This window comes from Streptomyces sp. NPDC024632, from assembly GCF_055559175.1.
Window position 1 is genome coordinate 187,935 of record NZ_JBVHLD010000006.1, and the last position, 14,527, is coordinate 202,461.

The 14,527-nt window shown below is 66.5% G+C and carries 9 protein-coding genes; all 9 read left to right on the forward strand.

All coding sequences use genetic code 11. The features are described 5' to 3' along the window. Positions 1 to 142: 142 nt before the first annotated feature. The 9 genes from rplJ to tuf all read left to right on the forward strand — a co-directional run bounded on the left by rplJ (position 143) and on the right by tuf (position 14,450). Positions 143 to 709: a 50S ribosomal protein L10 gene (rplJ, locus tag ACZ37P_RS14685; protein WP_355340256.1), complete on the forward strand. Its 567-nt coding sequence runs from the start codon at positions 143 to 145 to the stop codon at positions 707 to 709. Positions 710 to 793: 84 nt separating this feature from the next. Further along, entirely contained in the window at positions 794 to 1,177 is a 384-nt protein-coding gene (rplL, locus tag ACZ37P_RS14690; protein ID WP_355340253.1) for a 50S ribosomal protein L7/L12, read from the forward strand. A 584-nt stretch (positions 1,178 to 1,761) separates the two neighbouring features. Then, positions 1,762 to 5,247: a DNA-directed RNA polymerase subunit beta gene (gene rpoB, locus ACZ37P_RS14695; RefSeq protein WP_355340250.1), complete on the forward strand. Its 3,486-nt coding sequence runs from the start codon at positions 1,762 to 1,764 to the stop codon at positions 5,245 to 5,247. Between the two features lie 125 nt (positions 5,248 to 5,372). Continuing rightward, complete coding sequence (locus ACZ37P_RS14700) at positions 5,373 to 9,272, forward strand: DNA-directed RNA polymerase subunit beta' (RefSeq protein WP_355340247.1); 3,900 nt, start codon at positions 5,373 to 5,375, stop codon at positions 9,270 to 9,272. Positions 9,273 to 9,344: 72 nt separating this feature from the next. Further along, entirely contained in the window at positions 9,345 to 9,809 is a 465-nt protein-coding gene (locus ACZ37P_RS14705; RefSeq protein WP_366823801.1) for a DUF1707 and DUF4190 domain-containing protein, read from the forward strand. A 250-nt stretch (positions 9,810 to 10,059) separates the two neighbouring features. After that, positions 10,060 to 10,431 (forward strand): 30S ribosomal protein S12, encoded by a 372-nt coding sequence (gene rpsL / locus ACZ37P_RS14710; RefSeq protein ID WP_014144289.1) that lies wholly within the window; start codon positions 10,060 to 10,062, stop codon positions 10,429 to 10,431. Positions 10,432 to 10,433: 2 nt separating this feature from the next. Beyond that, positions 10,434 to 10,904, forward strand: coding sequence for a 30S ribosomal protein S7 (gene rpsG / locus ACZ37P_RS14715; protein ID WP_093713199.1), 471 nt, complete (start codon positions 10,434 to 10,436; stop codon positions 10,902 to 10,904). A gap of 38 nt (positions 10,905 to 10,942) precedes the next feature. Beyond that, complete coding sequence (fusA, locus tag ACZ37P_RS14720) at positions 10,943 to 13,072, forward strand: elongation factor G (RefSeq protein ID WP_355340239.1); 2,130 nt, start codon at positions 10,943 to 10,945, stop codon at positions 13,070 to 13,072. Between the two features lie 184 nt (positions 13,073 to 13,256). Beyond that, positions 13,257 to 14,450, forward strand: a complete 1,194-nt coding sequence (tuf, locus tag ACZ37P_RS14725) for an elongation factor Tu (RefSeq protein WP_355340236.1) — start codon at positions 13,257 to 13,259, stop codon at positions 14,448 to 14,450. The last annotated feature ends 77 nt before the right edge of the window (positions 14,451 to 14,527 follow it).

A 14,527-nucleotide genomic window follows, 5' to 3' on the forward strand; every position in this document is an offset into this window, starting at 1 on the left:
AACTCCGGAAGAGATTTCCGCCGAGCGGAAGTCGATTCCGTCGAGTCACGCCCCGTGCGCCTGCGCCGGGGCGTTCGTTTTTGCCAAGTCCCCTCCTTCAATTCCGTGCGGTCCGCAATCACCCGGAAGGAGGCCGAGACTCATGGCGAGGCCCGATAAGGCTGCCGCGGTTGCCGAGTTGACGGATCAGTTCCGCTCCTCGAACGCCGCTGTGCTGACCGAGTACCGCGGTCTCACCGTGGCGCAGCTCAAGACGCTGCGCCGTTCGCTCGGTGAGAACGTCACGTACGCCGTGGTGAAGAACACGCTGACCAAGATCGCGGCCAACGAGGCCGGGATCAGCACGCTCGACGACCTGTTCGCGGGTCCGTCGGCCGTCGCCTTCGTCGCCGGTGACCCGGTCGAGGCGGCGAAGGGTCTGCGCGACTTCGCCAAGGACAACCCCGCTCTCGTCATCAAGGGCGGTGTCCTTGACGGCAAGGCGCTGTCCGCCGACGAGATCAAGAAGCTCGCGGACCTCGAGTCCCGCGAGGTTCTGCTCGCCAAGCTGGCGGGCGCCATGAAGGCCAAGCAGTCGCAGACTGCCGCGCTCTTCCAGGCGCTGCCCTCGAAGTTCGTCCGCACCGCGGAGGCGCTTCGTGCCAAGCAGGCCGAGCAGGCAGAGCAGGGCGGTGCCGGTACGCCGGCTCCCGCCGAGGCTGCGGAGTAACCACTCCCGCAGTCCAGCGGGCTCCGAGTACGCCCGCCGACATCGACAACCGGCACCAGCCGAATTAGTGGAAGGACCGCCATCATGGCGAAGCTCAGCCAGGCCGAGCTGCTCGAGCAGTTCGAGACCCTCACCCTCATCGAGCTCTCCGAGTTCGTGAAGGCCTTCGAGGAGAAGTTCGACGTCACCGCCGCCGCCCCCGTCGCCGCCGCCGGTGTCGCCGGTCCGGCCGCCGTCGCGGACGCCGCCCCGGAGCAGGACGAGTTCGACGTCGTCCTCACCGCCGCCGGTGACAAGAAGATCCAGGTCATCAAGGTCGTGCGTGAGCTGACCTCGCTCGGCCTGAAGGAGGCCAAGGACCTCGTGGACGGCGCCCCGAAGCCCGTCCTGGAGAAGGTCGACAAGGCTGCCGCCGACAAGGCCGCCGAGTCCCTCAAGGCCGCCGGCGCCTCGGTCGAGGTCAAGTAACACCGAGCGGCACCCAGCAGTCCCCGTACGGCCCGCACAGGGCCGGACAGCCGTAGGGCGGTCACCCATCCGGGTGGCCGCCCTACGGCGTTCCCGCGTCCTTGTGGCGGGGCGGTGCCACCGTCCGGATAAGGTGATCGCTCCCGCACGGGACCTGCTCCGGGAGCCATCCGGCAGGGGGGCCGGGCGCGGGGCTGTGAGCATCTCTGCCAGGCCAGGGCCTTGACGAACCGCACGCGGCGCGCAATTCTCAGGACGCGTCGACACTTCGATCCGGGTTGGATGCATGGATCGGGGGAGATGCGGGAATGCATGGCGCAGGCGCGGATCCGGTTCCGAGGCGGGATCCGCAGGACGGACGAGGGGGCGATGATTCGGTACTCCGAATCTCTGCTCTGGACATCAGTGTGCCGAGTGGCTACACTGACCCTTTGCGCTGCCTGTTAGCTGCTGCCTGGCCCGTCACCAGGAGCATGCCCACGTCTGAGCACTGCTGAAGAAGTCCGCCATCAGGGCTTTCTTCTTACGCTCAGGGGCGGACCGGTATGCGCGTAGTGAGTCCGAGCCCTCGGAAGGACCCCCTCTTGGCCGCCTCGCGCAACGCCTCGACCACCAATTCGAACAACGGCGCAAGCACCGCCCCGCTGCGCATCTCTTTCGCGAAGATCCGTGAACCGCTCGAAGTTCCGAACCTCCTCGCGCTCCAGACCGAGAGCTTTGACTGGCTGCTCGGCAACGCCGCGTGGAAGGCCCGTGTCGAGGCGGCCCTGGACAGTGGGCAGGACGTCCCCAGGAAGTCGGGTCTGGAGGAGATCTTCGAGGAGATCTCGCCGATCGAGGACTTCTCCGGGTCGATGTCGCTCACTTTCCGTGACCACCGATTCGAGCCTCCGAAGAACTCGCTGGACGAGTGCAAGGAGCGCGACTTCACGTACGGCGCCCCGCTCTTCGTCACCGCCGAGTTCACCAACAACGAGACCGGCGAGATCAAGTCCCAGACGGTCTTCATGGGTGACTTCCCGCTGATGACCAACAAGGGCACCTTCTGCATCAACGGCACCGAGCGTGTCGTCGTCTCGCAGCTCGTGCGCTCGCCGGGTGTCTACTTCGACAGCCAGATCGACAAGACGTCCGACAAGGACATCTTCTCCGCCAAGATCATCCCGTCCCGGGGTGCCTGGCTGGAGATGGAGATCGACAAGCGCGACATGGTCGGTGTCCGCATCGACCGCAAGCGCAAGCAGTCGGTCACCGTCCTGCTCAAGGCGCTCGGCTGGAGCACCGAGCAGATCCTGGACGAGTTCGGCGACTACGAGTCGATGCGCGCCACCCTGGAGAAGGACCACACCCAGGGCCAGGACGACGCGCTGCTCGACATCTACCGCAAGCTGCGTCCGGGCGAGCCGCCGACCAAGGAGGCCGCGCAGACCCTGCTGGAGAACCTCTACTTCAACCCGAAGCGCTACGACCTCGCGAAGGTCGGCCGCTACAAGGTGAACAAGAAGCTCGGCAGCGACGCGCCCCTGGACGCCGGTGTGCTCACCACCGACGACATCATCGCCACCATCAAGTACCTGGTGAAGCTGCACGCCGGTGAGACCGAGACCACCGGGGAGAACGGCTCCTCGATGGTCGTCGAGGTCGACGACATCGACCACTTCGGCAACCGCCGCCTGCGCAACGTGGGCGAGCTGATCCAGAACCAGGTCCGTACCGGCCTGGCCCGTATGGAGCGCGTGGTCCGCGAGCGGATGACGACCCAGGACGTCGAGGCGATCACGCCGCAGACCCTGATCAACATCCGGCCGGTCGTCGCCTCCATCAAGGAGTTCTTCGGCACCAGCCAGCTCTCCCAGTTCATGGACCAGACGAACCCGCTGTCCGGCCTGACCCACAAGCGCCGTCTGTCGGCGCTGGGCCCCGGCGGTCTGTCCCGTGAGCGGGCCGGCTTCGAGGTCCGCGACGTGCACCCGTCGCACTACGGCCGCATGTGCCCGATCGAGACCCCCGAAGGCCCGAACATCGGCCTGATCGGCTCGCTCGCCTCCTACGGCCGGGTCAACGCGTTCGGCTTCGTCGAGACCCCGTACCGCAAGGTCGTCGAGGGCGTCGTCACCGACGACGTCGACTACCTGACCGCGGACGAGGAAGACCGCTTCGTCATCGCGCAGGCCAACGCGCCGCTCACCGAGGACCTGCGGTTCGCCGAGTCCCGCGTGCTGGTCCGCCGCCGCGGCGGCGAGATCGACTACATCCCCGGCGACGACGTCGACTACATGGACGTCTCGCCGCGCCAGATGGTGTCGGTCGCGACCGCGATGATCCCGTTCCTGGAGCACGACGACGCCAACCGCGCGCTCATGGGATCGAACATGATGCGCCAGGCCGTGCCGCTGATCAAGGCGGAGGCGCCGCTGGTCGGCACCGGCATGGAGTACCGCTGCGCGGTCGACGCCGGTGACGTCATCAAGGCGGACAAGGACGGTGTGGTCCAGGAGGTCTCCGCCGACTACGTCACCATCACCAACGACGACGGCACGTACACCACGTACCGCGTCGCGAAGTTCTCCCGCTCCAACCAGGGCACGTCCTTCAACCAGAAGGTCGTCGTCAACGAGGGCGACCGGGTCGTCGTCGGCCAGGTGCTCGCCGACGGTCCCTCGACCGACGAGGGCGAGATGGCCCTCGGCAAGAACCTCCTGGTGGCGTTCATGCCCTGGGAGGGCCACAACTACGAAGACGCGATCATCCTCAGCCAGCGGCTGGTCCAGGACGACGTCCTCTCCTCGATCCACATCGAGGAGCACGAGGTCGACGCCCGTGACACCAAGCTCGGCCCGGAGGAGATCACCCGGGACATCCCCAACGTCTCCGAGGAGGTCCTCGCGGACCTCGACGAGCGCGGGATCATCCGGATCGGCGCCGACGTCGTCGCCGGCGACATCCTGGTCGGCAAGGTCACGCCCAAGGGCGAGACCGAGCTGACCCCGGAGGAGCGCCTGCTGCGCGCGATCTTCGGCGAGAAGGCCCGTGAGGTCCGTGACACCTCGCTGAAGGTGCCGCACGGCGAGACCGGCAAGGTCATCGGCGTCCGGGTCTTCGACCGCGAGGAGGGCGACGAACTGCCGCCCGGTGTCAACCAGCTCGTGCGCGTGTACGTGGCGCAGAAGCGGAAGATCACCGACGGCGACAAGCTCGCCGGCCGTCACGGCAACAAGGGCGTCATCTCGAAGATCCTGCCGGTCGAGGACATGCCGTTCACCGAGGACGGCACCCCGGTCGACATCATCCTCAACCCGCTCGGCGTCCCGTCCCGCATGAACCCGGGACAGGTGCTGGAGATCCACCTCGGCTGGCTCGCCAAGCAGGGCTGGGACGTCTCCGGTATCGGCGAGGAGTGGGCGCGTCGCCTCCAGGCGATCGACGCGGACGTCGTCGCCGCCGGCACCAACGTCGCGACCCCGGTCTTCGACGGCGCCCGCGAGGACGAGATCCGCGGTCTGTTCGAGTCCACCATCCCGAACCGCGACGGCGACCGCATGGTCCTGCCGTCCGGCAAGGCGCGGATGTTCGACGGCCGCTCCGGCGAGCCGTTCCCTGAGCCGATCTCGATCGGCTACATGTACATCCTCAAGCTGCACCACCTGGTGGACGACAAGCTGCACGCCCGCTCCACCGGTCCGTACTCGATGATCACCCAGCAGCCGCTGGGTGGTAAGGCGCAGTTCGGTGGCCAGCGATTCGGTGAGATGGAGGTGTGGGCGCTGGAGGCGTACGGCGCCGCTTACGCCCTCCAGGAGCTGCTGACCATCAAGTCCGACGACGTGCTCGGCCGCGTGAAGGTCTACGAGGCCATCGTCAAGGGCGAGAACATCCCCGAGCCGGGCATCCCCGAGTCCTTCAAGGTGCTCATCAAGGAAATGCAGTCGCTCTGCCTCAACGTGGAGGTGCTGTCCTCGGACGGCATGTCCATCGAGATGCGTGACACCGACGAGGACGTCTTCCGCGCCGCGGAAGAACTCGGTATCGACCTGTCCCGGCGGGAGCCGAGCAGCGTCGAAGAGGTCTGACGGGCCGGTCGCCCGGTCCCTCCAGGACCGGGCGGCCTCTCCCAGGACCGTTCAGACCATGTTTGACAATCGACCCCGACCGCGTTTTTTGGTCGGGTGGAACCCGAAGGCGGGATTGACGACAAGTGCTCGACGTCAACTTCTTCGACGAGCTGCGGATCGGCCTTGCCACCGCGGACGACATTCGTACCTGGTCGCACGGCGAAGTGAAGAAGCCGGAGACCATCAACTACCGCACGCTCAAGCCGGAAAAGGACGGGCTCTTCTGCGAGAAGATCTTCGGCCCGACCCGGGACTGGGAGTGCTACTGCGGGAAGTACAAGCGGGTCCGCTTCAAGGGCATCATCTGTGAGCGCTGCGGCGTCGAGGTCACTCGCGCCAAGGTGCGTCGTGAGCGGATGGGCCACATCGAGCTGGCCGCGCCCGTCACGCACATCTGGTACTTCAAGGGCGTTCCGTCGCGCCTCGGCTACCTGCTCGACCTCGCCCCGAAGGACCTGGAGAAGGTCATCTACTTCGCGGCGTACATGATCACGTGGGTGGACGACGAGCGCCGCACGCGCGACCTGCCGTCGCTGGAGGCCCAGGTCTCCGTCGAGCGCCAGCAGGTCGAGCAGCGCCGTGACTCCGACGTCGAGGGCCGGCAGAAGAAGCTGGAAGCCGACCTGGCCGAGCTGGAGAACGAAGGCGCCAAGGCCGACGTCCGCCGCAAGGTCCGCGAAGGCGCCGAGCGCGAGATGAAGCAGCTCCGCGACCGTGCGCAGCGCGAGATCGACCGGCTCGACGAGGTGTGGGCCCGCTTCAAGAACCTCAAGGTCCAGGACCTGGAGGGCGACGAGCTGCTCTACCGCGAGCTGCGCGACCGCTTCGGTACGTACTTCCAGGGTTCGATGGGTGCCGCGGCGCTGCAAAAGCGCCTGGAGTCCTTCGACCTGGAGGAGGAGGCCGAGCGCCTCCGCGAGATCATCCGTACCGGCAAGGGCCAGAAGAAGACCCGGGCGCTCAAGCGCCTCAAGGTCGTCTCCGCCTTCCTCCAGACCACCAACAAGCCCAACGGCATGGTGCTGGACTGCGTCCCGGTGATCCCGCCGGACCTGCGTCCGATGGTGCAGCTCGACGGTGGCCGCTTCGCGACCTCCGACCTCAACGACCTGTACCGCCGTGTCATCAACCGCAACAACCGCCTGAAGCGGCTTCTCGACCTCGGCGCCCCCGAGATCATCGTGAACAACGAGAAGCGCATGCTCCAGGAGGCCGTCGACGCGCTCTTCGACAACGGCCGTCGCGGCCGCCCGGTCACGGGCCCCGGCAACCGTCCGCTGAAGTCGCTGTCCGACATGCTCAAGGGCAAGCAGGGCCGCTTCCGGCAGAACCTGCTCGGCAAGCGCGTCGACTACTCCGCCCGTTCGGTGATCGTCGTCGGCCCGCAGCTCAAGCTGCACCAGTGCGGCCTGCCCAAGGCCATGGCGCTGGAGCTCTTCAAGCCGTTCGTGATGAAGCGCCTGGTGGACCTGAACCACGCGCAGAACATCAAGTCGGCCAAGCGCATGGTCGAGCGCGGCCGTACGGTCGTGTACGACGTGCTCGAAGAGGTCATCGCCGAGCACCCGGTGCTGCTCAACCGCGCACCGACCCTGCACCGTCTGGGCATCCAGGCCTTCGAGCCGCAGCTCGTCGAGGGCAAGGCCATCCAGATCCACCCGCTGGTCTGCACCGCGTTCAACGCGGACTTCGACGGCGACCAGATGGCCGTGCACCTCCCGCTGTCCGCGGAGGCGCAGGCCGAGGCCCGCATCCTGATGCTGTCCTCGAACAACATCCTCAAGCCGGCCGACGGCCGTCCGGTCACCATGCCGACCCAGGACATGGTGCTCGGTCTGTTCTTCCTGACCACGGACTCCGAGGAGCGCGAGGTCATCGGGGAGAACCGGGCGTTCGGTTCGACCGCCGAGGCGATCATGGCGTTCGACGGCCGTGAGCTGTCGATGCAGGCGCCGGTCGACATCCGCTTCCCGGTGGGCACCGTCCCGCCGCGCGGCTGGGTGCCGCCGGAGCCCACCGAGGGCGAGGAGCCGTACCAGCTCGGCGACACGTTCCGGCTGCGGACGACCCTGGGCCGCGCGCTCTTCAACGAGCTGCTGCCCGAGGACTACCCGTTCGTGGACTACGCGGTCGGCAAGAAGCAGCTCTCCGAGATCGTCAACGACCTCGCCGAGCGCTACCCCAAGGTCATCGTGGCGGCGACGCTCGACAACCTGAAGGCGGCGGGCTTCCACTGGGCGACCCGTTCCGGTGTCACCGTGTCCGTCACGGACATCGTGGTGCCCGAGGCCAAGAAGGCGATCATCGCCTCCTACGAGGCCCAGGACGAGAAGGTCCAGAAGCAGTACGAGCGCGGTCTGATCACCAAGGACGAGCGCACTCAGGAGCTCATCGCGATCTGGACCAAGGCGACCAACGAGGTCGCCGTGGCGATGAACGCGAACTTCCCGAAGACCAACCCCATCTTCATGATGGTGGACTCCGGGGCCCGCGGAAACATGATGCAGATGCGTCAGATCGCGGGTATGCGTGGCCTGGTGTCGAACGCCAAGAACGAGACGATCGCCCGTCCGATCAAGGCGTCCTTCCGTGAGGGCCTGTCCGTGCTGGAGTACTTCATCTCCACCCACGGTGCCCGTAAGGGTCTGGCCGACACCGCGCTGCGTACCGCCGACTCGGGTTACCTGACCCGTCGTCTGGTGGACGTCTCGCAGGACGTGATCATCCGCGAGGAGGACTGCGGCACCGAGCGCGGTCTGAAGCTGCGGATCGCCGAGCGCGGCGCGGACGGTTCGCTGCGCAAGACGGACGACGTCGAGACCAGCGTGTACGCCCGCATGCTCGCCGAGGACGTCGTGGTGGACGGCAAGGTCATCGCGCCCGCCAACGTCGACCTCGGTGACGTGCTGATCGACCAGCTCGTGCGGCACGGTGTCGAGGAGGTCAAGACCCGCTCGATCCTCACCTGCGAGTCGACCGTCGGCACCTGCGCGTACTGCTACGGCCGTTCGCTGGCCACCGGCAAGCTCGTCGACATCGGCGAGGCCGTCGGTATCATCGCGGCCCAGTCGATCGGTGAGCCCGGCACCCAGCTCACGATGCGTACCTTCCACACCGGTGGTGTGGCCGGTGACGACATCACGCAGGGTCTGCCGCGTGTCGTCGAGCTGTTCGAGGCCCGTGTCCCGAAGGGTGTCGCCCCGATCTCCGAGGCGTCCGGCCGGGTGCGGATCGAGGAGACCGAGAAGACGAAGAAGCTCGTCGTCACCCCGGACGACGGTGCCGAGGAGATCGCCTACCCGATCTCCAAGCGCGCCAAGCTCCTGGTGGGCGAGGGCGACCACGTCGAGGTCGGCCAGAAGCTGACCTTCGGTGCCACCAACCCGCACGACGTGCTGCGCATTCTGGGCCAGCGCCAGGTGCAGATCCACCTGGTGCAGGAAGTCCAGAAGGTCTACAACTCGCAGGGCGTGTCGATCCACGACAAGCACATCGAGATCATCATCCGGCAGATGCTGCGCCGGGTGACGATCATCGAGTCCGGCGACGCGGAGCTGCTGCCCGGCGAGCTGGTCGAGCGCGGCCGGTTCGAGACCGAGAACCGGCGTGTGGTCTCCGAGGGCGGTCACCCGGCCTCGGGTCGTCCGCAGCTCATGGGTATCACCAAGGCCTCGCTGGCCACGGAGTCCTGGCTGTCGGCCGCCTCCTTCCAGGAGACGACCCGGGTGCTGACCGACGCGGCGATCCACGCCAAGTCGGACTCGCTGCTGGGCCTGAAGGAGAACGTCATCATCGGCAAGCTGATCCCGGCCGGTACGGGCCTCGCCCGCTACCGCAACATCCGGGTGGAGCCGACCGAGGAGGCCAAGGCCGCGATGTACTCGGCCGTCGGCTACGACGACATCGACTACAGCCCGTTCGGCACCGGCTCCGGCCAGGCCGTTCCGCTGGAGGACTACGACTACGGGCCGTACAACGGCTGAGTTTCGTCCCGTTGCTGTCACACAGGGCGGCCATCCCTCTCGGGGATGGCCGCTCTGCGGCATTATGGATACATGCTTGCCGGGGATGCGGACAGAGAGCGCGCGGTGAACGTGCTGAACGAGGCGTTCACCGAGGGGCGGTTGAAGCAGGAAGAGTACGAGGACCGGTTGGGGCGTGCCTACGCGGCGCGTACGTACGGGGACTTGGACCGGTTGACAGCGGACATTCCGCGGCCGTCCTCGCCGTATCCGGTGCCTCCGACGTTCGGGGCGCCGCAGCCGTTCCGGTACGCGCCGCCGGTGGCGCCCGTGCCGAAGACGAACGGGGCGGCGATCGGGGCACTGGTGTGCTCATTGGTCGGGTCGCCGATCTTCGGGATGGCGTCGATCGGCGCGGTCGTGCTCGGGCACACCGCGAAGCGGCAGATCCGCGAGCGCGGTGAGCAGGGTGACGGGATGGCGACGGCCGGGTTGGTGATCGGTTATCTCGGGCTGGCTTTCTGGGCGCTGATCTGGGTGGTGGCAATCTTCGAGTAGTCACCGGCCTGCGCGTTTGCATTTGTTTTGACCGCAGCCGATGCGGTAGGTACGCTCTGACCTTGTGCCTGGGGTGTGCCCGGGTCCTCGCGCGTGCCATGCGACCGCGAGAGGGCACCGAGGCCGCGTCACCCGACATACGCACTTCTCCGTTGGTTCGGATTCGTGTGGGGTCCGCGACACACCCGACCGCGTGGGTCGGTCCCCAGGTTAGATTTATCGAGATCGGCACACAGAAACCGGAGAAACGGTGCCTACGATCCAGCAGTTGGTCCGAAAGGGCCGGCAGGACAAGGTCGAGAAGAACAAGACGCCCGCGCTGAAGGGTTCCCCGCAGCGTCGTGGCGTTTGCACGCGTGTGTACACGACCACCCCGAAGAAGCCGAACTCGGCGCTGCGCAAGGTCGCGCGCGTACGGCTGACCAGCGGTATCGAGGTCACGGCTTACATCCCGGGTGAGGGCCACAACCTCCAGGAGCACTCGATCGTGCTCGTGCGCGGCGGTCGTGTGAAGGACCTTCCGGGTGTTCGTTACAAGATCATCCGCGGTTCCCTCGACACGCAGGGCGTCAAGAACCGTAAGCAGGCTCGTAGCCGCTACGGCGCCAAGAAGGAGAAGTAAGCATGCCTCGTAAGGGCCCCGCCCCGAAGCGCCCGGTCATCATCGACCCGGTTTACGGCTCCCCGCTGGTGACGTCGCTCGTCAACAAGATCCTCCTGCACGGCAAGCGCTCCACCGCTGAGCGCATCGTGTACGGCGCCCTTGAGGGCCTTCGTGAGAAGTCGGGCAACGACCCGGTCATCACGCTGAAGCGCGCGCTGGAGAACATCAAGCCGACCCTTGAGGTCAAGTCCCGCCGCGTCGGCGGTGCGACCTACCAGGTGCCGGTCGAGGTCCGTCCGGGCCGTCAGAACACGCTGGCGCTCCGCTGGCTCGTCGGTTACTCCCGCGCCCGTCGCGAGAAGACGATGACCGAGCGTCTGATGAACGAGATCCTCGACGCCAGCAATGGCCTGGGTGCTTCCGTGAAGCGCCGCGAGGACACGCACAAGATGGCCGAGTCCAACAAGGCCTTCGCGCACTACCGCTGGTAGTCACCACCCACATCGAAACCGAGAGAAGACTGAGCCACATGGCCACCACTTCGCTTGACCTGGCCAGGGTCCGCAACATCGGGATCATGGCCCACATCGACGCGGGCAAGACGACGACCACCGAGCGGATCCTGTTCTACACCGGTGTTTCCTACAAGATCGGTGAAGTCCACGACGGCGCAGCCACCATGGACTGGATGGAGCAGGAGCAGGAGCGCGGCATCACGATCACGTCGGCCGCGACGACCTGTCACTGGCCGCTCGATGATGTCGACCACACCATCAACATCATCGACACCCCCGGTCACGTCGACTTCACCGTCGAGGTGGAGCGTTCGCTCCGCGTCCTCGACGGCGCCGTCACGGTGTTCGACGGTGTCGCCGGTGTGGAGCCGCAGTCCGAGACGGTGTGGCGTCAGGCCGACCGTTACGGCGTGCCCCGCATCTGCTTCGTCAACAAGCTCGACCGCACCGGCGCGGAGTTCCACCGCTGCGTCGACATGATCGTGGACCGCCTCGGCGCGGTGCCGCTGGTCATGCAGCTCCCGATCGGCGCGGAAGCCGACTTCAAGGGCGTGGTCGACCTCGTCCAGATGAAGGCGCTGGTCTGGTCCGCGGAAGCGACCAAGGGCGAGATGTACGACACCGTCGACATCCCGGACACCCACGTCGAAGCGGCCGACGAGTGGCGCGGCAAGTTGCTCGAGGCCGTCGCCGAGCACGACGACGCCATGATGGAGCTGTACCTGGAGGGCCAGGAGCCCGACCAGGACCAGTTGATCGCGGCCATCCGCCGGATCACCCTGGCCTCCAAGGGGACCAAGGACTCCGTCACCGTCACCCCCGTGTTCTGCGGCACCGCGTTCAAGAACAAGGGCGTTCAGCCCCTGCTCGACGCGGTCGTGCGCTACCTCCCGTCGCCGCTGGACGTCGAGGCCATCGAGGGCCACGCCGTCGGCAACGCCGACGAGATCATCAAGCGCCGGCCGTCCGACGAGGAGCCGTTCTCCGGCCTCGCGTTCAAGATCATGAGCGACCCGCACCTGGGCAAGCTCACCTTCGTCCGGGTCTACTCGGGCCGCCTGAACGCGGGTTCGGCTGTGCTGAACTCCGTCAAGGGCAAGAAGGAGCGCATCGGCAAGATCTACCGCATGCACGCGAACAAGCGTGAGGAGATCGAGTCGGTGGGCGCGGGCGACATCATCGCCGTCATGGGCCTGAAGCAGACCACCACCGGTGAGACGCTGTGCGACGACAAGAGCCCGGTGATCCTGGAGTCCATGGACTTCCCGGCGCCGGTGATCCAGGTCGCGATCGAGCCCAAGTCCAAGGGTGACCAGGAGAAGCTGGGTGTCGCCATCCAGCGGCTCTCGGAGGAGGACCCCTCCTTCCAGGTCCACTCGGACGAGGAGACCGGCCAGACCATCATCGGCGGTATGGGCGAACTGCACCTCGAGGTGCTGGTCGACCGTATGCGGCGCGAGTTCAAGGTCGAGGCCAACGTCGGCAAGCCGCAGGTCGCGTACCGCGAGACCATCCGCAAGACGGTCGAGCGCATTGACTACACCCACAAGAAGCAGACCGGTGGTACCGGTCAGTTCGCGAAGGTGCAGATCATGCTGGAGCCGCTGGAAGGCGGCGACGCGACCTACGAGTTCGTCAACAAGGTCACCGGTGGCCGCATCCCCCGCGAGTACATCCCGTCGGTGGACGCCGGTGCGCAGGAGGCCATGAAGTTCGGCATCCTGGCCGGCTACGAGATGGTGGGCGTCCGCGTCACCCTGATCGACGGCGGCTACCACGAGGTCGACTCCTCCGAACTGGCATTCAAGATCGCCGGTTCGCAGGCGTTCAAGGAGGGTGCCCGCAAGGCGAGCCCCGTGCTCCTCGAACCGATGATGGCCGTCGAGGTCACCACGCCCGAGGACTACATGGGCGATGTCATCGGCGACCTCAACTCCCGCCGTGGCCAGATCCAGGCCATGGAGGAGCGCAGCGGCGCCCGTGTCGTCAAGGGCCTGGTTCCGCTGTCGGAGATGTTCGGCTACGTCGGTGACCTGCGGTCCAAGACCTCGGGCCGGGCCAGCTACTCCATGCAGTTCGACTCCTACGCCGAGGTTCCGCGGAACGTCGCCGAGGAGATCATCGCGAAGGCCAAGGGCGAGTAACGCCTGAAATCCTCAGCGCGTTTCACCCTTTAGGCTTGACAGCAGGCTTCGGGGCAATCCGCCGCAAACCGGAAGGTGTGTACCGGACGGTGCGCGGCGGGTGCCCCGGCAGTCCGCATTCCAGCAAAGATCACCTGGCGCCGATGAAGCAAGGCGTACAGATCCACTCCCCAGGAGGACCCCAGTGGCGAAGGCGAAGTTCGAGCGGACTAAGCCGCACGTCAACATCGGCACCATCGGTCACATCGACCACGGTAAGACGACCCTTACCGCGGCGATCACCAAGGTGCTGCACGACGCGTACCCGAACCTGAACGAGGCCTCGGCCTTCGACCAGATCGACAAGGCTCCTGAGGAGCGCCAGCGCGGTATCACCATCTCGATCGCGCACGTCGAGTACCAGACCGAGTCGCGTCACTACGCGCACGTCGACTGCCCCGGTCACGCGGACTACATCAAGAACATGATCACCGGTGCGGCGCAGATGGACGGCGCCATCCTGGTGGTCGCCGCGACCGACGGCCCGATGCCGCAGACCAAGGAGCACGTGCTCCTGGCCCGCCAGGTCGGCGTGCCGTACATCGTCGTCGCCCTGAACAAGGCCGACATGGTGGACGACGAGGAGATCCTGGAGCTCGTCGAGCTCGAGGTCCGTGAGCTGCTCTCCGAGTACGAGTTCCCGGGCGACGACCTGCCGGTCGTGCGCGTCTCCGCGCTCAAGGCGCTTGAGGGCGACAAGGAGTGGGGCGAGAAGCTCCTCGGCCTCATGGAGGCCGTGGACACCGCGATCCCGACCCCCGAGCGTGACGTCGACAAGCCGTTCCTGATGCCGATCGAGGACGTCTTCACGATCACCGGTCGTGGCACCGTCGTCACCGGCCGCATCGAGCGTGGTGTGCTGAAGGTCAACGAGACCGTTGACATCATCGGCATCAAGCAGGACAAGACCACCACCACGGTCACCGGCATCGAGATGTTCCGCAAGCTGCTCGACGAGGGCCAGGCCGGTGAGAACGTCGGTCTGCTCCTCCGTGGCATCAAGCGCGAGGATGTCGAGCGCGGCCAGGTCATCATCAAGCCCGGTTCGGTCACCCCGCACACCGAGTTCGAGGCCCAGGCCTACATCCTGTCGAAGGACGAGGGTGGCCGTCACACCCCCTTCTTCAACAACTACCGTCCGCAGTTCTACTTCCGCACCACGGACGTGACCGGCGTCGTGACCCTCCCCGAGGGCACCGAGATGGTCATGCCGGGCGACAACACGGCCATGAGCGTCCAGCTCATCCAGCCGATCGCCATGGAAGAGGGCCTGAAGTTCGCCATCCGTGAGGGTGGGCGCACGGTGGGTGCCGGTCAGGTCACGAAGATCAACAAGTAGTGGCTTGCGGCTCGCTCTGAGCCAACGAGGGTGCCCCGGATCGCTTCCCGCGATCCGGGGCACCTTTGCGTTGCGCC